Origin of the sequence: Halomonas sp. SCS19, from assembly GCF_040147015.1 — a bacterium.
Classification (GTDB): domain Bacteria; phylum Pseudomonadota; class Gammaproteobacteria; order Pseudomonadales; family Halomonadaceae; genus Halomonas; species Halomonas litopenaei.
The window spans coordinates 4,219,075-4,241,851 of record NZ_JAMSHN010000001.1 but is presented as its reverse complement, the minus strand read 5'-3'; the positions used below and the strand labels follow the sequence as shown (position 1 = coordinate 4,241,851).

General features: G+C 57.6%; 11 protein-coding genes and 3 tRNA genes. 9 read left to right on the top strand and 5 right to left on the bottom strand.

Annotated features, from left to right (window positions below; genetic code table 11):
- Positions 1-76: 76 nt before the first annotated feature.
- On the bottom strand, positions 77-3,418 hold the full coding sequence (locus NFH97_RS18485; RefSeq protein ID WP_349625325.1) for an NAD-binding protein: 3,342 nt from the start codon (positions 3,416-3,418) through the stop codon (positions 77-79).
- 229 nt (positions 3,419-3,647) lie between these two features.
- On the opposite strand from NFH97_RS18485, the gene NFH97_RS18480 reads away from it, so the two are divergent.
- Genes NFH97_RS18480 through NFH97_RS18470 form a run of 3 tightly spaced genes read left to right on the top strand, consistent with a single transcriptional unit; the run spans position 3,648 to position 11,448 of the window.
- Positions 3,648-4,475, top strand: a complete 828-nt coding sequence (locus NFH97_RS18480; RefSeq protein ID WP_045994185.1) for a hypothetical protein — start codon at positions 3,648-3,650, stop codon at positions 4,473-4,475.
- 51 nt (positions 4,476-4,526) lie between these two features.
- On the top strand, positions 4,527-5,999 hold the full coding sequence (locus NFH97_RS18475) for a type IV secretory system conjugative DNA transfer family protein (protein WP_045994186.1): 1,473 nt from the start codon (positions 4,527-4,529) through the stop codon (positions 5,997-5,999).
- A 22-nt stretch (positions 6,000-6,021) separates the two neighbouring features.
- Positions 6,022-11,448, top strand: coding sequence for an ankyrin repeat domain-containing protein (locus tag NFH97_RS18470; protein WP_349625324.1), 5,427 nt, complete (start codon positions 6,022-6,024; stop codon positions 11,446-11,448).
- A 14-nt stretch (positions 11,449-11,462) separates the two neighbouring features.
- On the opposite strand, the gene NFH97_RS18465 is transcribed toward NFH97_RS18470, so the two are convergent.
- The gene (locus NFH97_RS18465) at positions 11,463-12,212 is read right to left on the bottom strand and encodes a hypothetical protein (RefSeq protein ID WP_052704470.1); all 750 of its coding nucleotides are present in this window, start codon (positions 12,210-12,212) and stop codon (positions 11,463-11,465) included.
- A gap of 537 nt (positions 12,213-12,749) precedes the next feature.
- On the opposite strand from NFH97_RS18465, the gene NFH97_RS18460 reads away from it, so the two are divergent.
- The 6 genes from NFH97_RS18460 to NFH97_RS18435 all read left to right on the top strand — a co-directional run bounded on the left by NFH97_RS18460 (position 12,750) and on the right by NFH97_RS18435 (position 16,706).
- Positions 12,750-13,394: a response regulator gene (locus tag NFH97_RS18460; protein WP_045994188.1), complete on the top strand. Its 645-nt coding sequence runs from the start codon at positions 12,750-12,752 to the stop codon at positions 13,392-13,394.
- Positions 13,395-13,506: 112 nt separating this feature from the next.
- Positions 13,507-15,321, top strand: coding sequence for an excinuclease ABC subunit UvrC (gene uvrC, locus NFH97_RS18455; protein WP_045994189.1), 1,815 nt, complete (start codon positions 13,507-13,509; stop codon positions 15,319-15,321).
- A gap of 94 nt (positions 15,322-15,415) precedes the next feature.
- Positions 15,416-15,964: a CDP-diacylglycerol--glycerol-3-phosphate 3-phosphatidyltransferase gene (gene pgsA, locus NFH97_RS18450; protein WP_045994190.1), complete on the top strand. Its 549-nt coding sequence runs from the start codon at positions 15,416-15,418 to the stop codon at positions 15,962-15,964.
- Positions 15,965-16,056: 92 nt separating this feature from the next.
- A tRNA-Gly gene (locus NFH97_RS18445) sits at positions 16,057-16,131 on the top strand.
- A 25-nt stretch (positions 16,132-16,156) separates the two neighbouring features.
- Positions 16,157-16,230 (top strand) — tRNA-Cys (locus NFH97_RS18440).
- 390 nt (positions 16,231-16,620) lie between these two features.
- Positions 16,621-16,706: transfer RNA gene (locus tag NFH97_RS18435), tRNA-Leu, on the top strand.
- A gap of 1,745 nt (positions 16,707-18,451) precedes the next feature.
- Here NFH97_RS18435 and NFH97_RS18430 read toward each other — a convergent pair.
- The 3 genes from NFH97_RS18430 to NFH97_RS18420 all read right to left on the bottom strand — a co-directional run bounded on the left by NFH97_RS18430 (position 18,452) and on the right by NFH97_RS18420 (position 21,893).
- Positions 18,452-19,303, bottom strand: coding sequence for a hypothetical protein (locus NFH97_RS18430; RefSeq protein ID WP_349625323.1), 852 nt, complete (start codon positions 19,301-19,303; stop codon positions 18,452-18,454).
- Positions 19,304-21,099: 1,796 nt separating this feature from the next.
- Positions 21,100-21,426: a hypothetical protein gene (locus tag NFH97_RS18425; RefSeq protein WP_349625322.1), complete on the bottom strand. Its 327-nt coding sequence runs from the start codon at positions 21,424-21,426 to the stop codon at positions 21,100-21,102.
- Between the two features lie 179 nt (positions 21,427-21,605).
- The gene (locus NFH97_RS18420) at positions 21,606-21,893 is read right to left on the bottom strand and encodes a hypothetical protein (protein ID WP_349625321.1); all 288 of its coding nucleotides are present in this window, start codon (positions 21,891-21,893) and stop codon (positions 21,606-21,608) included.
- Between the last annotated feature and the right edge of the window lie 884 nt (positions 21,894-22,777).

Genomic DNA, 22,777 nt, shown 5'->3' with positions numbered 1-22,777 from the left:
TCCATGTCGACAAACGCAGTAAATTTAGCGATTCGATATATCCAAAAATTCTTTACCTCTCTCGACCGCTCATTACTTATTCAAGCAACCTCATCTTGAGAAGATTGCTTTCGTGCAAAAGACCACCATGTAAAATCGATTGTGGGCTTTTCCATTGAGCCTTCCCGGGCAAATCGCTAGAGAGCGATTCCAGCCTGGCCCAGCGGTCGTCATCTGCTACCACCACCATGTCGCAATACTGAAGTAGCCAGGCATCCGCCAATTGGTACTGTTGGTACAACGGGCACCTTTGCTCCTCCTTATCACGGCGATGACCCAACCGTTCAAGATTGCCAAAGCGCAGTGGCATTTCCAGATGACGCGTCGCCCTGGCCGCCATGGCGCAATACTCTTCCACCGACTCCAGGCGCTGCTTGTCATCCTCGGCGAAGTCCTGGTACAGAATGTCGAAGGGCAGCGGCAGCACCAGCATCAGATCAGCGTCCAAAGCGTCGATCAGATAGCCGGTCAACTCACGCTCTGGTCCCTCGGTGAGTGCACTATGGATCTCGTAACGGATCGGCATACCAGCGGCAATCGAGGCGGCTCGATCCAACAACGGCTTGAGATCGACAACTGATGTCTTCCCCGACTGCTTGCGTCGCTGACGGCGTTCTTCCCGATCAAGGGTCGCCTTGCCGAGTCGCTCGCACCACTGGCGTCTGACGTCACTGTCCTGGGTCAGACGATCCCGGGGGTGACGAAAACCTCCCGTCACACCGATTCGGATACAGCGACATACCGTCTGCTGGTGACCTGTGGCTTCGGCCAGCAGCATCGGCAGTTGGACGATGCCCTTGCGATCGTAACCCCGGGTCTGATCCGACAAGTCGTCCCAGGAGACCAGGTTGTCGTGGACACGGGCCGGATCGACGCGCGGGCTCCCGCCTCGCCAGCCATTCAGATAGTGAAAGAGGTTCCAGCGATCATGCTCGACTCGCGACAGTCGCTCCCAGGGCGTCAAGGCCGTCTCCGTCGCATCCTGGTGGTCCACCGGCTGTGGGCGCCTCGAAAGCAGCAAGCGCTGCCAGGGGCTGCCCAGTATCAGGTGGGCGGGTCGCGATGGCCCACGCTCGATTTCTACAGCACCGCTCGCTCGACCAATGGCTACCCACCAATCGCCACCTTCTTCCACCAGCAGCGCCAGCGCCGTCAGCCGCGCCCCCTGCTCCAGCACGATGCACTGTTGTCCACCATCGGGAGTCTCCACCTGCAGCTCTCCCTCGCGTGGCGACGATAGCCGGCCACCCTTGTCCACCACGCCAAGGCCAAAGCAGGCTGATACCCAGGATTCCGCAAGTCGATCGAGACGAAGATCTGTCCCTGCCTCGACTCGTTGCTCACCGTCCGACTTCCAGTCCTCGCACGGTTTGAGCGAGGAGTTTGCCTGGTGCTTTTGCCCGTGGGGCAGATCCCACTGCATGACATTGCTCGGCAAGGCCTCGCCCTCGCTACCGAAGGCCACCAGCAGGCGACGATGCTCAGGCTCAAACGCCAGGCCCCAGACCGGCTCCGAGCTGATCCGGGCGTCCTTTTCGGCCCTCTCGATCATGCTCTTTGCCTCGCTCCGCCCTTGTTGCCTGTGACCATCGTCGTCAGGTGTCAGTACCACCGAAGGCTCTGAGGCGACGCAGTGGAGTGCCCGCAGCTTGACCGGTACGTGGTCGGCCTGGGCTCGATTGGAGCGTTTGAAGAATATCTTAAGCTCCTCCCACCCCACCTTGGTCTGCTTTTTCCAGACATTGCCTGGCGCTGCTGCCATCGGGCTGTAGCTCTGTTCATGGAAGGTTCGAGCCAGATTGTCGCGGCGCTCATTGACCAGCGCTTCCCACTTCATGACCTCGTCGAGCATGCCAAAGGGCGTCAGGCCATCGGGTATCTCGTAGCGCCTGGCGTCGCCCTGACGAGTCCCTGCCTGACACCGAGTCATGACATCAAACAACCTGGCGAGTCCTTGACGCCTCTTGAGCCTGACAAAGACGGGGGCGTTCCATGGGCGGATCTCTGCGTTGACGCAAAGCGGCTCACGGGATAGCAATTCGCCCCTTAGTGCCAGGGCAAGCCGTGCCGACAGGCTGTCATCATCGATGCACACAAAGTGCTGTGTCGGAGGAGTCCCGGCGAAACGCGCGCATTCGGTGAGGCCTGCCCTCGGTACCCGACACGCATCCTCCAGAGGGTAGCGTCGAAACTCCACCCAGGAGGCAAGCTCCTCGCGCGCCGGCAGTTCGGCCAGTGAATCCGGCCAGGCGTCTCCTGGTTCTCGCGTAAAACGGCTGATGCACAGCGAGGCACCGCCATGCCGCATCGCGGCAGACAGCTGCAAGAGGTGAATGATCAACGCCTCGGCCATGGGATTGTCGCCGTACAGGGCGATGTGGATTCGATCGGCGTCGGCGACCCGAGCGTAGATGTCCGGTCCGTGCTTCGCCAACACCTGACGCGCGCTGGATTCGAACAGATTGAAGAAACGCAGGCTGACGCTCTGTTGCAGCGACAGCCGACTGGCATCTTCAGCCCGACGCGCCAGGGCAATATCGTCCACGTGCACCATCAGTATGGTGCGGCTGTCATTGGGATCGTTCGACGATGGCCGTTGTGTGAAGCACCCATTGCGAATGGCAATGGCCAGCTCGATATTGCGGGTATCATCGGGCAGGGTCAGCAGAATGGTTCGAGCACGCCCCATGCAGGCGCGCTGGTGAATCTTGCTATCAAAGACGTCGCGCACCAACACCAGATAGCCGCGATCGAGGCACCAGTCGATACCGGGATTCGAGGCATCCTGCTCGATCACCACCAGCCCGCTGCGGTGTCGCAAGCGCTGCAACAAGGGCAATGCCTGTCCCTGGCGGTGGTAGGATTCGACAAACTGCATTCCTAGCTCACCCAGACCACAGACAACGACGCGCCCCTTGCCATGGACGATTCTGGCGGTAGCCTCCAACAGGACCCCGTGGCAATTGCGAAACAGCGCCAACACCAGCGACAGCGTGGCCAACAGGCCGAGCAGTCGAACCCCATGTATTAGCCTGTCTGGCGGACCCTCACCGTGAGCACGCGCCAACAGAGTGCTCGTCCAATCCGCTTGGCCGGCGAACAGCTGCAAGGTGCGATAGACGTTGGTCAACCCCGGGCCGTCATCCACGTGAGTCGCGAGATAACTGCCGAGTATCAGCACCATTGCCGCAGCAAACTGCGGAACACGACCAAGCCAGCGCCTGCGATATTGCAGCACCAGCACCAACAACAGCAGCACCAGCAACAGAGCGCTCAGCGTGCCCCAGGTCTCCAGCACCTGATACAGGTTCTCCCCGCCACCGAAGCCGGCGGGCTCGCGCTCGCTCAGGCACTGTTTCGATTCAGGGTCACACGCCATCGTCGATGGCCTCCCGCCTCACCTCTCCTATCTATAAGAAGATAGCGGCTGACTTGCTCCGCCTTGGCACGGAATTCATGATCACGAAGAACCAGTTTTTTGACGCTCAGTTTGGCGCCGAAGCCGTTGCCAAGACGACAGCGCCTATCTAGGGTGAAGACAGCCCCCCGGCCCCTGCTGCACCACCGGGGCTTCTGAAGCGGTAGCCCCAATACAGGCGGAGGCCTGCATGGACCGAGATCGCTGGGAGACATTTCTCGAGAAGCACCTCACGCCTGCAGACCAGGCCTTTCCCAGCGTGCCGCCCGTCCCGGGGGACTGGAAGACGCTGTCCCCCGAGGACAGTCTGCCGCTGTTGCTGGACCTGACCCAGGCCCAGCTCGCCGACGATATCCGGCCCACCTGCGAGTGCTTTACCGCCCTGGCGATCCGCGCCATGCCACTGTTGTGCTATCGCCGCCATCTGCTCTGCGACGTCCTGCTGGAGACCGAAGAAGGCCCCGGCCTGTTCGCCTTCATCTATGGCCAGAGCGGTGTCTGGCCGCTGGACCTGACCAGCAAGGCGCTGTTTCGACTGAACAGTGTCTATGGCGATCCTGCCACTTCCCCAGCCGCGGCGCTGGAATACCTGCACCTGTTCACCGGGTTCATCATCGGAGGTGCCGAGAGCGGCCGTTTTCGTGTGCTGGAATCCGCTGACTATTTTCCCTGGGTCGATGCCGATCCGCCGCCTCAGGCGCTCGATGCGGTCCGTCAGGCGCTGTCCAAGGTAAGCTATCCCCCCCGTGTGGTATGCGCCAACGACGAAGCCGACGCGCCAGCCCCCATGACCTTGCACAGCGGGGATCTGGCTGAACAGCGCTCCCTCAACAGCGACGTCGACAGTCCGGTCGTCGCCTGGCACATCCAGGTACCGGTGGTCTACGGGCGCTCGCTGTGGGACTGCGACTTCACGGTGCTGCGCGACGGCGAGGTCCACATGGAGGAGGACCGCACCCTGCTCGACGATCTGCCGCTGCGACTGGAACGCTTTATCGGCGCGGTGCGCCTGCCCTGAATCAGCTTACCTGCGCTGAGCCCCCTTGCCTGCCCACGAGGACCCCACACCATGACCCTGGTACCGGATGATTCGCCTCTGCCCCCTCGTCGCCTGCCGTCATCGGTGGAGGGGGACGGTCTGCTGGTGGGCTGGTCGCTGGAGCAGGGTCAGCCTCATCAGCCGTTCGGTTTCCGCATCGGTGCGCCAAGCACCAACGCGAACCAGGAGCAGCTCGATCCGATCCTGTTCGAGGGCAGCGGCCATCTGATGACCATTGCCCCCACCGGCTCGGGCAAGGGAACCGGCTGCATCATCCCCACCCTGCTGCGTTATCCGGGGCCGGTGATCGTGGTCGACCCCAAGGGCGAGAATGCGGCGGTGACCGCCCGTCGCCGCCGCCAGATGGGCCACAGGGTCATCGTGCTCGACCCCATGGGCATCACCGACCTGCCGGCAGATCGGCTGGACCCCACCGACATCGTCATCCCCAATTCACGCACCGAGCTCGATGACATCGCCATGCTGTCGGAGCTGATGATGGAGTCACACGGCTTCGACGGCCGTGACCGCTTCTGGCTGCAGCGCGCCCAGCAGGTGCTCAATGGTCTGCTGCTCTACCTGATCCGCAGCCAGCCGGAACAGCGCAAGGGGCTGCTCGGCAAGCTACGCAAGATGGTCAGCCAGGATACCGAAGAGCTGGCCAAGCTGGCCGAGCGCATGCGCCAGATGCAGGATCCGGACCTGGAAGCCACCGCCGCCAGTCTGACTCTGCCGGCCGAGACCACCCTGGCCGGCTACATGGCCTTCGCCCAGAACAGTCTCGGCTTCCTGCGCGGTGAAGCGGTACTGGAGGCTACCCAGGACTCCACCTTTTCGCTGGACGACGTCACCCGCGGGGAACTGTTATCGATCTACCTGGTGATTCCCCCCGAGAAGCTCGAATCCCACGGCCGCCTGCTGAGACTGTGGATCGGCGTACTGATCGCGGCGGTGGTGCGCCGACGCCGGGCGCCAGCGCTGCGTACCCTGTTCCTGCTCGACGAGGCACCCCAGCTCGGTCCTCTGCCGCAGCTGCGACAGGCCATCACCCTGCTGCGCGGCTACGGCCTGCAGACCTGGAGCTTCTGGCAGGACATGAGCCAGTTGCGACAGCTGTATCCCCAGGACTGGCAGACCATGCTCAACAACTGTCGGGTGGTGCAGTCCTTTGGCGTACCCAACATGAACGCGGCGATGGACCTGGCGACCCTGACCGGCTTCCCGCGCCCGGAGGAGCTGCTCGACCTGGATTTCGACGAGATGCTTTTGCTGATCGCCGGCGACGAGGCACGCCTGGCCAGGCGACCGGAATACCGCAGCGACCCGCTGTTTCGTGGCCAGTTCGACCGCAACCCCTTGCACGACAGCAGCCGAGAGATCATGCCCCAGGCGCTGCGTCCGCAACGTCGTCTGCGCAGAGTCAGTCCGGCACGGCCAAAGCCTACGCCACCACCGGTGGTCGATCCTGCCTTCCTGGATCGACTGCTGGCGCAGTGGGCCTGACGCCCGGGACAGGACCCAGCCCATGAGCGACGTCTCCCGCGAGCCCCCGAACGCCACAGCGACCGACCTCCCCCCTCCCGGGACAGCCGGTTCATCCGGTTCATCTGGAAACACCTTTCCGTCGCTGGAACACCCCAGCATCTTTCTTGCGTCACCCGGTGACGTGGCCTACCTGCGCCGCGCCTGCAGGGACGAGATCGAGACGCTGCATCACCAGGCCGCCGACGATCACGGCCTTCGGCTCTACGCCTGGGAGGTCGATACCGCCGAAGACGGTTTCGATGATGCGGTGCCGGCCCAGCAGCAGATTCCCCACCCCTCGGATCCCCTCTGCAGAGGGGTGATCTGCCTTTTCGGTGAAAAGGTCGGTAGCCCTCTGGCAAGCCATCACCCCATCGATGACCTGCGGGTCCTCGATCCCATGAAGCCCGACGACGGCGGCGATACCCCAGGCTTGGTGATTCCCTGGGACAACGCCTGGGCCGACCGTGGTGGATTCGCCCTTACCGGTTCCACCTTTGAACTGCTGGCCACCCTGGCCTACCGCGAGCGACAGCGTCAGGAGGCATCGGCCGGATCTCGCCCACTGCCACTGCTGCTGTGTCTGGTCGGGCCGAGGGACCTGCTGGACACCACCGAGCCACTGAAAGCCGCCTGGGGCAACTATCGTCACTTTCATGAATGCCAGGACAAGTGCGGAACGGATTCGGCCTGCATCACCAGGCGACTGGAAGACCGCACCCAGCAGCTCAAGCAACTGATCAATCTGGTGGCCTTCGTGCAACGTCGCGGCCACGTCATTCGTGTCATCGATTCTCAGGACGCCTTTATCGGTGAATTGCGACGTTTCATGGAGCGGGACCTGAACCTGGCCCTGACGGCGTCGGACAGAGACCCCTTCAAGGGTCTGGAGTCCTACGACGTCGGGGACCACGCGCTTTTCTGCGGGCGATCCGACCAGCGAAGCACCTTGAGAGAGGAACTCAAGCAGCGCTGGAACCAGCAGGACCGGGTCCCCGTGGTCTGGGTCGAGGGCGGAAGCGGCTCGGGCAAGTCGTCGTTCCTGCGTGCCGGCATCATCGGAGCCCTGGTAGCGGACAGCGCCGATCATCGCTGCCTTGACGGCATATTGCGCCCTTCCGACCTGGCCCCGGATAGCCGAGCCACGGACGCAGCAAGCGGCGACAGATGCGTGCTGACGATGCTCTTCGACGCCATCGTGAAACGCCTGGAAGGCGCCGGCTGGTGCGATGAACCAACTGCCAGTAGAGCTCGCCGTCTGCTGGGAAGGACGTCAACGGACCTGCGTATCGAAGCCCTGAACGAGGAGTTGTGTCTACTGCTGGACGCCGCCGCCACGCGCCTGGCTCGACCTCCTCGTCTACTGCTGGGCTTCGACCAGTTCGAGGAGATCGTCGACGCTCTGTATGGCGAACAGCAGGAAGCCGAGTTCTGGGATCCGCTGGTGCAGTGGCTCCACGCGGCCCATTCATGCCGCGCCCTGGCCCCGCGTCTGGGCATCTTTGTCACCCTCCAGGGAAACCGTCAGGAGCTGGTGGAGCGCGACAGTCTGCTCAACGAACTCCATGCCACTGGCCAGGTAACGAGGATGTCGTTTCCTCCTGACAACAGTCTCGACGAAATTATTCGCAAGCCCTTTCGGCTGACCGGACGCCTGGCCATCAGCGACGCACTGGTGGCCCGGCTCAAGGACAATATCCAGCGGATTCGCGGCCATCATGGTCGAGGCGACGCCCAGGACAGCCTGCTGCCGCTGTTGTCACTGGCGCTGCGCAATCTCTACGAGCACGGCCTGCGGCTCGCCGAAGAAGCCACCATCGCTGACTCGGCGTCCCTGGGTGACGCTATCACCACGAGCTTTGGCCGCAGTGGGGACCGCCAGGCCGACGACGACACCCAAGAGCTCGGCACCAGCGCCAGAGCAGGTTTCACCGAGAGCGCGTCTGGCTCCGAGGCCTTCCAGACCACCGGTCACCTTCGTACCCCCGACGGGGGCGACCGCCAGCGGGAGCCCCCCCTGTGGGTACTGGACACCGCCAACGCCGAGGGCCACGACAGTATCGAAGGCGCCATCACCCAACTCGCCAATGAGGCCTTCGAGCAGGCCAAGGCGGCGTCCGGCGCACTGTGGTCGGATAGCGTCGTCGGTGACCTGCTGCGTCGCCTGGTGGATTGGCGCCAGGTCGGCGAAAAGCATTTTACGCTACCCGCCACGGTCTTCCCCGCGGCGGATGCCACAGACGCCTTTCAATTGGCCCGGGCGTTGCGCGAGCGGCGCCTGCTGATCGATGAACGCCACGGGCGTGTCCGCCTGGTCCACGAAGCGGTACTCCACCACTGGCCCCAGGCCAGCGAGTGGCTGGAACGGGAGCGCCCGGTACGCGAATGCGTCCGCCAACTGGTGGGGGAAGCCGAGCACTGTCTTGCCAGCCCGCCGGACGCCGCGCGCTGGAACGCCTATCGCCTGCTCTACCTGGATCGCGCGGCCCGGGTGCTGGCGATCTGGCATGATGTGCTCGGCGAAGGCCCGCCAACGACCAAGGAGCTTGCCCGCCTGCGGGAGTTCTGCCTCACCCTGCTGCTGCTGGAAGCCGATCCTGCAGCGGTGGTCACCCAGAGCCCTCGCAAGCCGACACACCTGATCCTGGCCACCTTCTACCAGCGCGCCGATATCATCGCGGCAATGGTGGCCAGAAGGCCCGAGGCGGTCGATCTACCGCGCCAGGATGGCCGCACCGCGACCTTCTGGGCGGTCTGGAAAAACCGCCTCGACCTGTTGCAACCGCTGCTGGCGGCCGGTGCCGATCCTGACCACGCCGATGAGGACCACTGGCGCCCCGTACACCTGGCGGCACAGGCAGGAGCCGTCGACTGCCTGCAGCGTCTGGTGGAAGCAGGGGCCAGCCTGGACGCACAGCAAGCGCCCCACGGCCAGACACCGATGCACCTGGCCGCGCTCGCCGGCCAGCACAGGGTGCTCGACTACCTGATACAGCAACGCGGCCAGAGCCCCGACCTCACCAACGCCAACCGTCAGACCCCGCTGGAACAGGCGATCGCCAACGATCGAGCCGACACCATCAGCCACCTGATTGCCCTCGGGGCTGACCCGGCAGCCCCCCATCAGACGCACTGGAGCTATCTGCACTTCGCCGCCCGCGGCAATCATGTGAAGGCCGCCGAGGCGCTGGTGGCCCAAGGACTCGAGATCGACGCCAGGTTGGCCAACGACGCCACGCCGTTGCACCTGGCCGCCTACAATGATCATCCGGAAATAGCCCGCTGGCTGATTGAACGCGGCGCCGACCTCGGTGCCCTCGCGCTCGCCGCGGACTGGGGCAAGGAAAGCAGCGCCCGGGAACGGCAGGATGCCTGGCGCAAGGAAGGCGCAAAGGGAGTCCCGTCAGGCAAGCTCGGCGACTTCGAACACACCCCCTTGCACATCGCCGCCGCCCGCGGAGCCACCAGGGTGGCCGAGCTGTTGCTCGAGCACGGGGCCGATCCCGCCGCGGCGATCGGCGACGGCCGCACAGCGCTGCACCTGGCCGCCGAGCACGGCCACCCGGATACCCTGGCCCTGCTCTGCCATACAACTGCCACACTCGACGCCAGAGACCATCGAGAAGACACCAAGGCAGAGCAACCGATCCATCAGACCGCGCTGCAGGCATCGGTGACCGGTGGTCATGTCGCCTGTGCCGAGGTACTGCTACGCGCCGGCAGCGACCCGAACACCCAATTGCACTGGCCTGGTCGCAGCCCCTTTGCCGGCTGGAACCTGGTGCACCTGTGCGCCGATCAGGGACATGCCGAGCCAATCAGGCTGCTGGCTCGCCACGGGGCCGACATGCAGGCCACCACCCCGGATGGCCGCACGGCGCTTCACCTGGCCGCCCTGGCCAATCGAGCCGAGGTCGTCACGGCATTGCTGGATCTCGGCGGCGTATCGGTGGATGTCCTCGACAAGCACGCCATGAGCGCCCTGCAGCTCGCCTGCCTCAAGGGCGCGAGCGAGGCGGCCAAGGTCCTGCTCATCGGGCAGGGGGTCATCGAGCAGGCGGACATCGAGCAGGCAACCGAGCCAGGCGTTGCCACAAGAGGAAGCGCCAAGGCGCCCCTAGCCCCCACTCTGCTCCACCTGGCCTGTGTCGGCGGAGCGCTGGACCTGGTCGAGACGCTTATCATGGCGGGGGCAGACTGTGACGCCAGCGACGCCGAGGGCTGGCACCCTCTGCACCTGGCCGTACAGTTCAATCACCAAACCCTGGTCGAACGGCTTGTAGCCGCCGGCGCAGAGGTCGATGCCTGCGCAGAACAGCCAGGCGTCACCGCCTTGCAACTGGCCGCCGAAGGCGGTTACAAGGACATCGCTATCGTGCTGGCAGACGCCGGAGCCGATATTGACATGGCCACTCGTGACCGCGATGCACCGGTGCTGATCGCGCTGTCACTAGGCCAGTTTCCACTGGCGCTGGCCTTGATTCAGCGAAACGCCGATGCGGCCATGCGAACTCGCGACGGACGCAGCGTCGCCCAGGTATACGCTGAACGTCTGACCCGGACATGCACTCGCGACGACGCTGGACGCGCCCTCGAGGACGGCCCGGTGGCCGACCCCAGGATACTTGCCTGGCTCGAAGGCGCGGGTCAGTCCACCGCGGTTATCGAGAAAGCGGTGGCGGCCTTGCGCGCCCCTGCGGCGGATGGGGACCAGGAACAGTGCGCAGGCACCTCGCCCAACGACATGGGCCCCGATCCAGCGATTGCCCGCGGCGCTCTCGCCCCGACCCTGGAAGGCAACCCCTGGCAGTACCCCTGGCGGCGCTGCAGGCCGGCATTTGTCGAGTCCCACTGGCCCTGCGGCAGCCGTATTGATGGAAAGCATCTCGCCGACAACAGACTGGTGGCCGACGCCTGCCGACTGCCCTGGTACCCCGACGCCACCCTGATACGCCTGCAACATCCCGACTGGATGCAGGGCCTGGCGCTGTACTTCGTCGAGGAAGGCGCTGCTGGAGACCACGTGCCGCGCCCGCTGACCCGGCTGACCGGTACTGCACCGCCGATCCACGAGTTGAACGCTCGCCAGCCGATCCAGCTTTGCGCTGCCAATGCGCTCGGCTACCTGCGCTTCTTCTGCTTCTTCGTCAGGGGGCCGGACGGTCCCTTCTATATTGTCGATTCGCTCGAGGATCCGCTGCTCCCGGTCCATCCCGATATTCAGGCCATCGTCGCCGGAAGCTGTCACGCGCCGCGCCAGGACCCGGCCGATGACGAAGACGTCTATCGCTACCTGGCGACGCTCTACTATGCCGACGCCTTTTTTCTCGCCCGCTTCATGCTGAGCGCCAGCGGCAACATCGAGATGCTCGATGACGAACCCATCGCTGCCGGATTGCCCGAGCGCATCCACGCGCCGCTGGACTGACCAAGCTACGGACGTCAGGACGACGGAACCGAAGAGGCGGTGGCATCTGAACCGCCCCCGGCCATCAGCCGCGATTCGCTCATCGCCAGCGCTTCGGCGATTCGCTCGCCCCCTAGCGGGCCCTTCCTCGAGCGCCAGTACGCCAGAATCTGCGGGAACTGATTGAAGCAAAGCCCCTGTTGACTGACGACCCGCCGATCCAGCGGAAAAAGGCGCAAGCCTTGCTGCATCAGGCCGTCCGCTCGCCCCTCTCCCCTCGCTCTCAGCAACTCGACCAGGGTCAGTGGATCGTCGCTACCGAAGCGTTCTCTGGCGGCGGCTCGCGCCTCCATCACACGCTCCAGCAGGACGCGTGCTCGCAGTTGCAGCCGCCTGTCGAGGCGCGCAGCAAAAATGACGGGGGCCAGCCGATTGAGGTCCGCCTGGGTCACGCCGGGCAGCCACACCAGTACACCGGAACGCATGGAAGGCACCAGATCCAGGCGATTCACCTGATCACAGAACAGACAGGCCGTCACGATATCATCGACATTGCGACTGTCAGTCCCCAGGGTCACCGCCTGCTGATACTTGGCGCTGCGAAAGCCACAAAAGCGACAACGGTAGTCGTCCCTGGCCCAGACCGCTTCGCGCGCGCCTGGCGGGGTGCAAGGTATCCCCGTGCAACGATAGCCAAGGACGTCATAGGCGCTGGTGGGACGCGCCAGGCGAAAACGCAACTTGTCGGCGAGCAGGGAGTCTTGTTCAGACAGGGGACAGGACATGGCGCAACCTTGGCCAGACTGGCCATCCAGAGGACTCGATCGGGACACGGGGCCGCACTACGCAGCCAGTGCGCACCAGATCAAGGCGTGTCGTGGACGCAATCGTGCTTTCATTGACGCCGGTCAAAATCAGCATAGCCTGCCGGCGCGTCCGCATGACGGTTTCGCCCGTCCATCGCCATGGTCTCGCCTTGGCGGCGCCCGGTTCACGCCTACGACACTGCACACCCGCCCTGCGGCTGGTAACATGAAATGACGCGACAGGCGGCATCACATCAAGCCAACCTAGACGTTGGGGCTCATGCAGCAGTCCCGGGCGACAAGCGCCCGATACCGCGGCGCGCCGCTATCAGAGATATAGCACACTATCAATGCAGCTATGCTGAAAACGCCGTCGCCTCCCGGAGACCCAATTCCCCTTAGGATCAATTTGTGACAGTCTACTGCGAATCATCATGAGAAGACCCCGCAATGAGCATTGGCTCGCCTCGGTCAAATCCATGATCCCAGTTTTCACCTTTTCCAGGAGTATCGGCATTGATCAGGGTTCTTGTCGCTGACGATCATCACCTGGTACGCACCAGCATCGTTCATCTGCTCAATGCAGAGAAGGACATCAATGTCGTCGGGGAAGCCGCGGACGGAGAAGAGGCCATTGCTCAGACTCGCCGCCTCAATCCCGACGTGGTGGTGATGGACATTCGCATGCCGGGCATCGGCGGGCTCGAGGCCACTCGCAAGATCCGCCGACTGACCTCGGACATCCGTATTCTTGTGCTGACGGCCTTTATCGAGGAAGCCTTTGCCCAGCGGCTGCTGGAGGCCGGTGCCCACGGCTTCATCAGCAAGGGTTCCCAGCACGACGAGATGGTCAAGGCCATCCGCGCGGTGTTCGCCGGACAGCGCTTCGTCAGCCCGGAGATCGCTCAACGGCTGGTACTGTCGCGCATCGACCACGAGGAAAATCCGTTCGATCAGTTGTCCCAGCGCGAGCTTCAGGTCGCGATGATGATCGTCAACGCCCAACGCGTCGCCGACATCGCCGATCGCATGTTCCTGAGCCCGAAGACGGTCAACACCTACCGCTATCGCATCTTCGAAAAGCTCGGCGTCAATTCCGATGTCGCCCTGACCCACCTGGGGCTGCGGCATGGGCTTGTCGAAGGCTTCAAGGAAGACTAGAAGCCAGCCTGAGGCTCTTACCCAATGTGCCGTCGGGGACGATACGTCCCCCGCCAGGCTCTGGTAGCATGAGCTCCCTGACGTGATGTGACAGGGTGAGCCTTACCAGACCATGACCTTCGATGCCCGACGCTTTCTCGAGACCGTCAGCGAATCACCCGGTATCTACCGGATGTTCGATGACCAGTCCAATACCCTCTATATCGGCAAGGCTCGTCGCCTGAAGGCTCGCCTGGCGAGCTATTTCCGCGGCGCACTCAATACCAAGACTCAGGCGCTGGTCGCTCGCATCCACGACATCCAGGTCACGGTGACCAACAGCGAGACCGAGGCGCTGCTGCTCGAACAGACCCTGATAAAGCAGCTCAGACCGCCCTACAACATCCTGTTGCGTGACGACAAGTCCTACCCCTTCGTGTTTGTCACCGACCGTCATCCCTTCCCGGCTCTGGAACACAAGCGCGCACGGACCCGCCACGATGACGGCCGCTATTTCGGGCCCTATCCCTCCAGCGGCGCCGTGCGCGAAACGCTATCACTGATGCAGAAGGTGTTCCGTATCCGCAACTGCGAGGACGGCGTCTTCGCACACCGCACCCGGCCCTGCCTGCAGTATCAGATTCAGCGCTGCAGCGCCCCCTGCGTGGGCTACATCAGCGAAGAAGACTACCGCCGCGATATCGAACACGCCATCCAGTGCCTGGAAGGACGCAGCGAATCGGTCAGCCAGGAGCTGACCCGCGACATGGAGGCCGCAAGCCAGGCCCTCGACTTCGAGGAAGCGGCACGTCTGCGCGACCAGTTGCAGGATCTGCGCCGTCTGCAGCAGCGCCAGGTGGTGGATACCGGCAGCGGAGACGCCGACGCCTTTGCCCTGGCCTCCCAGCCGGGTGCCCTGTGCATCTCGGTGCTGTCGATTCGTCAGGGGCGTCTGCTGGGGGCGCGGCACTACAGCCCCGCCAACAGCCTCGATCTCGGGGAGCCGGAACTGCTGGGTGACTTCGTCAGCCAGTACTACCTCGGACAGGCCCGGGAGATCCCCACTGAAGTGCTGACCAGCCACGCCGTACCCGACGCCGAACTGATCGCCCGGGCGCTGAGCGAGCATGCCGGACGCCGGGTACGCATGACCGACAAGGTCCGCGGTCACCGCGCCCAGTGGCGTGAACTCGCCCGCACCAACGCCGAGCAGCAACTGGCCGGCCAACTGGCCAACCAGACCCAGCTCGCCAAACGTTTCGAAGATCTTCGCCAGGCACTCGAGCTCGACGAGACGCCGCAACGGCTCGAATGCTTCGATATCAGTCACAGCCACGGCGAGGCCACGGTGGCATCCTGCGTCGTGTTCGACCAGGACGGCCCGCGCAAGAGCGACTATCGGCGTTTCAACATCAAGGGAGTCGCCGCCGGCGATGACTACGCAGCGATGCAGCAGGCGCTGACTCGTCGCTTCAAGCGCTTCAACGAAGGGGAAGGCGTGTTACCCGACATCCTGGTCGTGGACGGCGGCAAGGGCCAGTTGAACATGGCGCGGGAGGTGCTCGCCGAGCTCGCCATCAACGGCGTGATCCTGCTCGGGGTGGCCAAGGGCACCACCCGCAAGGCTGGCCTAGAGACCCTCTTTGTCGAGACCGTGGATCGCTCTCTGGCGCTGCCACCGACCTCGCCGGGTCTTCACCTTATCCAGCACATCCGCGACGAATCGCACCGATTCGCTATCGCTGGCCACCGTGCCAAGCGAGACAAGGCCAGGCGCACCTCGACGCTTCAGGATATCCCGGGCGTCGGCCCCAAACGCCGACGTGAACTGCTGCGCTTCTTCGGCGGACTCCAGGGCATCAAGCAGGCCACCCGCGATGAACTGGCTCGGGTTCCCGGCATCAGCGCCACCATGGCAGACACAATTCATCGTGCCCTGCATGGATGAGTTGAGGTATCACGGATAGAATGAACCACTTTGACGGGCGCCAACGTCGTCCGTCGCTTCTTGTCGCCCCCCTCCAGCAAGGACAGCGGTATCGATGAACATTCCCAACATTCTGACCCTGGCACGCATCGTCTTCATCCCCCTGCTGGTGGTGCTGTTCTACCTGCCCTTCGAATACAGCATGCTGACCGCCGCCGCCCTGTTCGGCCTGGCCTCCATCACCGACTGGCTGGATGGCTATCTGGCGCGCAGGTGGGACCAGTCGACGCCATTTGGCGCCTTCCTCGACCCGGTGGCGGACAAGCTGATGGTGGCAGTGGCGCTGGCACTGCTGATCGAGCGCTACGACGCCGCCTGGCTGACGTTGCCGGCGCTGGTGATCATCGGCCGCGAGATCGTCATCTCGGCACTGCGCGAGTGGATGGCGGAGATGGGCAAGCGCGGTTCGGTCGCGGTGTCCTGGATCGGCAAGGTAAAGACCACCCTGCAGATGGTCGCCCTGCTGCTGCTGCTGGCCTTCCCTCCCGGCCACCTGATCGCCGAACTGGGCGTTGTCACCCTGTACGCCGCCGCCATACTGACGCTGTGGTCGATGATCCAGTACCTGCGGGCCGCCTGGCCGCACCTGAGCCGCTCGCTGTAGGCAGTGCTCTGGCGATCCGGGGCCTATTCGAAAATTCAGGGAAAAGCGTTTGACAGTCACCGACTTATCCGTATAATACGTCCTCGAGTCAGGCGGGAATAGCTCAGTGGTAGAGCACAACCTTGCCAAGGTTGGGGTCGCGAGTTCGAATCTCGTTTCCCGCTCCATCATCAGACGATGGATGACTCATGAGGCTGGATGGCAGAGTGGTTATGCAGCGGACTGCAACTCCGTGTACGCCGGTTCGATTCCGACTCCAGCCTCCATTTTTCCTTTCAGGTGTGCCCCGCTTCCCAGAAGCCGTGTCCGATCCCTTCGGACCCTATCGCCTTACCTCTGGCGACGTTCCTGCCCGGATGGCGAAATTGGTAGACGCAAGGGACTTAAAAGCTCTCTTGCGTACGATCACATTTCTGTAGCGATGGTCATTTTTAGCATTACTTATCAACGACTTGCGCAGAGCGATAGCTTAGCATCTACCACCTGTCGCTCATTGTGAGCGACGATTCAGCGATAGATATTTTATGTCTTATTATGCATGAGATGGGACATCGAAAGCCTTCAGTTAAGAAATACAGGCCAAAGGACACTATCGTTAGCGAGACATATTCGCTCTTGACCATTGGCCCTGCTGCTGTAAAATACTGCGGATTCAAGCGGGTATGGTGGAATTGGTAGACACATCAGACTTAAAATCTGAAGACCTCAGGTCGTGTCGGTTCGAGTCCGACTACCCGCACCAAGACATACGTAGCTCTGTGCCAACCTAAAAGCACTGAAAATGCCTCTTTAGCTCTAATAGGCTTGCAATAAAGGGCCAAGGGTGACTCCACTGGCCCTTTTTCATGGCAAAGAAGTCAGCACATACAATGACACCACCTTGCAACCAAAAACTCGACGCCGTTTTTTCTTTAAAGCTATAGTAAGCCAGCCTTATGCACTTTAACTTGAAAAATTACGGAAATGGTTTCGCTACAGGTGGTAGAAATTGGCTCATACTCCCTCCCTGCCCTTCGGTATGATTGGTCACTAGGAATTTAACGGCAAATTGCAACATATAGTAAGGCCCAGTATCAAACAACTGACGACTAATGAAAAGTTTCCAAGCAGTAAATTCGCCACGTCCAACAAGTCGATTTCAAGACTATTAAAAACTTTAAAACCAAAATCCAAGTTAACAAAAATTTGCATAAAACCCACGGTTGTTAAATAAACATTAAAAGACGATAGAATTAAAATTATTTTATTCCGGTCTATTATATAACATGAATGAAAATCAAAAAGAAGTTCTGCTATTCACAGGGGTTATCATGCTCTTGATGTTTATATTTCCTCCATTCCATTTACAACTCTCTGGCGGAACATTTGGTCAAGGATACGGATTTATATTTACTCCGCCATCCAGAGGAGCGAAGATTGATATAGCGACATTACTTGTGCAATGGTTTTTCGTTGCTTGTATCAGTGGCCTAGCGTATAGATACTTTAAAAATTAGTGAGCCACCTCCGTACTTAGCGTAGTTAACAATATCGCTAATAGCGAGCAGCCCTGTGACTGGACAGAGATGCATGCATGGAGTATCCATATGGATTAAAGGTCAGACTAATAAAACCTTGATCTATCGTGTGACTTTACAAAAATACAAAGCCACCATCTGGCGCGAAATTCAAATATTTCACTAGCTTTCTCTCCAAGTGAGAAATTTCTTTCTAAAAACTACAGCAACAATCCTGGCACATAAAGGAATAATAAAAAATGGCGTTTTACAATTCTACTAGAAAACACTACAACTCGTCTGGATAAAATCATAAAATACACACGAGATGTGGACGATTTAATAATTCTTGTTAAGAATAAAAATTCTGAAAACTCCACAATATTAGATATTCAACAATTGATTTGCTGATAGTTATTTATTGACTAGGATGCGGGGATTAGCTCATCAAAACCAAAGCGAGCGTCCCTGTCACAAGTAGGTTCGTCGCTGGATTTTTCCAATCTTACTCAGCGGCAATGGTCTAAGAAATTGTCCGGGCCTCGAACACCTCAGGAGAGATCACCATACCAGCACTGCCCCTGAGCAACTACTTGTAGTCCACCTCGATGTACACCGCCTGGCGTCCTGGTTCTCAACAAGTTCGTCATAGATCGCATCGATCTTAAGGCTCATTCCTAATTGCACCGATGCTTTTGCGATTTTTAGTTGCTTAGACTTCTCGTCTAGGTGATCTCGACAAAAACGATTTTTCGCGACTTGAGACGGTTTAGTGCTTTTGGTTCATGGCTCACTATTGGTAGAGTTGGCTGGGGTGAAGCCCAAACTCTCCAAGATCGGCACTAATTCCGACACGGTCAACAAGAGGCAAGACCATGTCCTTCTAGATTTAAAAGAAATGTCTACTCGTCTTCTTCATGGAAGTTTCTGGCTTTACCATGAGGTCGCCTCGTTCAAAGTAACCTATTAACGGGCCGCGCACTGATCGTAGTTAAGAACTATACTCGTTTATAATTCTTCTATAGCTATTATGTGCCATCTCTAGCCTTCTATCAAAAGGCCTCGCTATTTTATGCTTTTTCTTCCCCATATTCAGAAACTCTCTCCCACCTGACTCTTTTTCTTTCATAATGATATGTTTGTAATTATCAATAAGACTTTCAATATCACTAATTCGGCATTCATAGTAATCCATCATTCTTAGTGACTTCTCAAACCTAAAATTACGCTTGCACTCACGTCGCTCATCAAAAAGAAACTTAACCTGCCGCTCTAATGTTTCCGCGTAAGTCATCCTAGACTCTTCTCGAACCATGAAATCTATCTGCTCTACGAGCTTCTCATACTGATACGTAAGCCGCTCCAACCTATTTTTCGGCGTTCTACCAAGCTTAGGTTTAGGAGGAAAGATCGTTTTTTGAGTGTCAATTTCGTCAAGTATATTCTCAAACGTAGTTAATGTTCGAAAAATCTCCGCATCATTTGATGTCAGCCGTGTCGCAGCTTTTCGCCCAACAGCTTTATAAGTTTTGTTCTCAACAAGAGGATCGCGAATCTCACTCAAGCTCTTGTGCGGTTCGCCCTCCTTTTTTTCGAGTGAACGCACTGCTCGAAGAGTATTTCTGAGCTTTATGAGAGCATCATAGACCTTCTCTTGAATGGGTTTCGGTGGTCGACCTGGGCCATGGCTGACACCAATCGGGTCAGGGCCCTCTTCCCGCAGCCGCTCTCTTAGCTCTCGATAGCGCAGCTCTTCACGTAAAGCCCTGCGCCTGAGTTTCTCCAACTCTGTCAGCTTGGGCCTTCCAGCATTAGCGCTAGGTCCATCACGATGTTCAGTCACTGCTGCCCCCCCTTACCTGCCTGTCGAATCGTGATATTTTACCTGTTATAAATTCTATGAGCACAAAAAAAGGCCAGCATCGCTAGCTATTTCAGTAGCATTCGACCCAATGTGATCTTGCCTAAGAACGGTGGACATACCTTTAAGGCAGCACACTGAACCAGGTGGCCTATGGAACGGCAAGCAATGGCGATGAAGAAGCCACGTCTATGTGGCCCCCCAGGCCTACAGGGGTGGGGCCCAGGCTCTCGCTGACCATGTTAGCCCAGTGCCACCGGGCGTGCTCTGAGGGCTCGGCCCAGCCGGCTCTAACAATGGCGTGCCAAGGCTCAACACCAGCAGTGTGCCTCCGCTCGCTAGCAGGCCTTGGGTATTCAAAGGATATGGATGTTTCTCGGCATCGCCCGCAGCGACTAGTACGTCTTACGACAGCGCGATAATATGCCGCCCGCCAGCAGGCGATTTTCGATCAACGTGTGGCAGAGGCATATTACAATCTAAATGGGCCCTCAAGCCTCCTAGATTGGCTCTAGACTAACGTTACGATGTTGACCGCTAGGCTGTTGTCGCCAGCCTCCGGCGCAAAAAACCTACGTGCCAAGGTAGCCCGAAAGTTCAAGGCCACGGCGAACTCTCACCAAACGCTGCACGTGGCATCGAACTTGCTGGAGCAGGACTTCGCCTTGACGGCGCCTAAACTTAAGCGGGTAATTGACATTATGCGCCTGGATACCAGAGAACGTCGCTCCATCTGCCGCTATTGATCGATCTGTACTTTCACAAAGATGTTCGGCTGGTCGGTGAGCGAGTGAATGACTGCCAGCTTGGTCGGCGATGCCCTGAAGACGGTCCGTGGTGCTATATAATGCCCCAAGGATAGGTCGTGCATAGTACACCGTGCGGCCGACAGTCGCTGCTTGCTCGGCACCAGCTCAGATGCAGCGTAAATGCAAGAGACAACTGCTACAATAATGCCTGTGCCGCGAGCTTCTTCCACAGCCTCAAGGTATAGGCGATCTATGGTGAGCGATTCGAGATCCGGGATGCCATGCGACGCTAAGTGTTAAAGTATATGGAGATTGACTACAACCGACAGCGCTGGCACAGTGCGAGTAGGCTAATTAGTACGAAACCTTTCGAAGCCAGAATGAGCGCTTAAATCTATGTAAAATAATACATCTAACGATCATTCATTTCTTTTTTTAACTTTTTTAGTATAACCATCACTATATTCATTTTCTGTAGATCTGAGTGTATATTTAGATTTTCATTAAGCACATTTAATATGGTTTTAATCCCTTTATACTTTAGCCATACTTCACCATCCTCTCTCTGCACTTCAATGTCAGAGATTTTCAACATTATGTTTTCTATTCTTACATTTATGGATGCGGTAGACCTTCTTACGTCTATAACATCAACTTGTATATTACGAGTATTTATAATTATCAACGCTCTCATCTCTTACATTCTCTCCAAGAGTTTTTCATAAAATCGATTAGTATTATTTTCCGTTAATATAATTTTCGCATTCGATATTATCTATATTCATCGTATTTCTACGATATTTCCAATAATAGAGCCTCTGAAGATATTACTCCGACAAGCGATATAATGACGAACATGCTCACGGCGATGACTGTTGACAGCCCACCGCCGTAGTGTACATTACTTTTAAAAACAAAAAGTAATTCATGACAAACGAAAATCATATTCTATAAATAGAACAGTGAACTATCTTTTGAATATTTTACGTTCATTGACACCGCATAGAAATACGCGATGTCAAAAGCCCATTAAGACCAACAACTCACCGTTGGCAATTCCGAACTCTCACTTTTAATAGTTTTACTTGATATTGTATCATTCTCAGTTTGTAGAAAATCATTTAGCTTTTCTAGTGCTTCTCGAAGACCAGCATCTTTATGGGTATCTTCTCTTGCACTGAAAAGAACATCAACTTTATGATCTCTTTTGTTGTGCAAGAATAAAACACCATCTATAACTCTTTTATTATATATATCCACCACATATATAGTGTTATACCCATTCCTATTAGACCTTAATTCAATATCAAAGCCAAGATCTTTAATCTTCTCATAATGCCTGTTTAACTTGTTCATAGACACCTCTCAATTATTTGTTGACCTATACACATAACGTATCAACTCGGCTAAAATCATGCAATAGATATTTTGCTTTTTATTAATCTACTTTTTTATATAATCGCTGGAACCGGCATGAGCACAGGGTTTTCACAGATTAATTTTTTGGGATTTTTCTCAATCGATTAGAAACATATTCAAAAACATTGGTAACAGCAAGCTGACTCGGGCGTGATGCCGTGTGAAAATGATTTTTCAAATAGCAGACACAGGTAGAGGTAGAGGTAGAGGTAGAGGTAGAGGTAGAGGTAGAGGTAGAGGTAGAGGTAGAGGTAGAGGTAGAGGTAGAGGTAGAGGTAGAGGTAGAGGTAGAGGTAGAGGTAGAGGTAGAGGTAGAGGTAGAGGTAGAGGTAGAGGTAGAGGTAGAGGTAGAGGTAGAGGTAGAGGTAGAGGTAGAGGTAGAGGTAGAGGTAGACTAAGAACATCTAATTAAAAACGGTCTGTCATAGTTATATTTAATTACGAATTCCTTTTTTAATCTATACGTCACTTCTCGTAAGATCTATTTGCGAGCGGTTTAAGCGCCATATAATCCTCATATGACATATCGCTTGCTAGAACTTTTTCTTCTGCGATCAGCTTTAGCATTCTAGCATAAGTTGGATTCTTAGATATATAAATCCTTGCAGACTTTGCCGTAGCTCTGATTGCATAGTAAAATAATTTAAGCGAATCGATGTCATCATTACTAGCCTTCTTCATTAATATTTTACATTCGTCTAGACTCACATTATGCTTTATATCAAGCCTATCTAGCTCTTCAAGTACCGCACTTAATTTTGAAAGCTTAAAACATAAGTTAAGCAAATTCCCATACAAAAACTTATAATTTTCATCTTCAAATATCGTTGTTTATTCTATTTTCTATATTATAACACAACTTTCAATCGACATGTTCGCGATATTAAGGTCACTATACTAACTTTTGACTCCGCGATTCTGACATCAGCACCCACTCCATGGTTTTGACCATTCCACGGTGATCGCAACCCCGTGTATCAATTATTCGCATGAGGGCCACAGGATTTTGTCCTTAAAACATTTTTTGGTGATAAAAAAAGTGCGATCAGCTGACGCGACCACCCTCTCTCTGCCCTAGTGCTACTGCTGGTGGAAGTGGTACTTGTAGTGGCAAAAAAAAGATTGTTATATCAGGATATTATAGCATGCACTGCATGTGAGAGTTCATGAGCTTTGCGAATGATCGAGCGCGCTATGCTTTTGAGTGTCTCAAGAGCGAAACGAGTGATATGCGAAGCGCGTGTAGTGAGCATGCTGTCGAACGAGAGAAGCGATTGAGATAGAGGTG

Bases quoted from the DNA above. Each gene is read 5' to 3' on its own strand.
- NFH97_RS18485 (WP_349625325.1), bottom strand. From the start codon at position 3,418: ATGGCGTGTGACCCTGAATCGAAACAGTGCCTGAGCGAGCGCGAGCCC.
- NFH97_RS18480 (WP_045994185.1), top strand. From the start codon at position 3,648: ATGGACCGAGATCGCTGGGAGACATTTCTCGAGAAGCACCTCACGCCT.
- NFH97_RS18475 (WP_045994186.1), top strand. From the start codon at position 4,527: ATGACCCTGGTACCGGATGATTCGCCTCTGCCCCCTCGTCGCCTGCCG.
- NFH97_RS18470 (WP_349625324.1), top strand. From the start codon at position 6,022: ATGAGCGACGTCTCCCGCGAGCCCCCGAACGCCACAGCGACCGACCTC.
- NFH97_RS18465 (WP_052704470.1), bottom strand. From the start codon at position 12,212: ATGTCCTGTCCCCTGTCTGAACAAGACTCCCTGCTCGCCGACAAGTTG.
- uvrC (WP_045994189.1), top strand. From the start codon at position 13,507: ATGACCTTCGATGCCCGACGCTTTCTCGAGACCGTCAGCGAATCACCC.
- pgsA (WP_045994190.1), top strand. From the start codon at position 15,416: ATGAACATTCCCAACATTCTGACCCTGGCACGCATCGTCTTCATCCCC.
- NFH97_RS18425 (WP_349625322.1), bottom strand. From the start codon at position 21,426: ATGAACAAGTTAAACAGGCATTATGAGAAGATTAAAGATCTTGGCTTT.
- NFH97_RS18420 (WP_349625321.1), bottom strand. From the start codon at position 21,893: ATGTTCTTAGTCTACCTCTACCTCTACCTCTACCTCTACCTCTACCTC.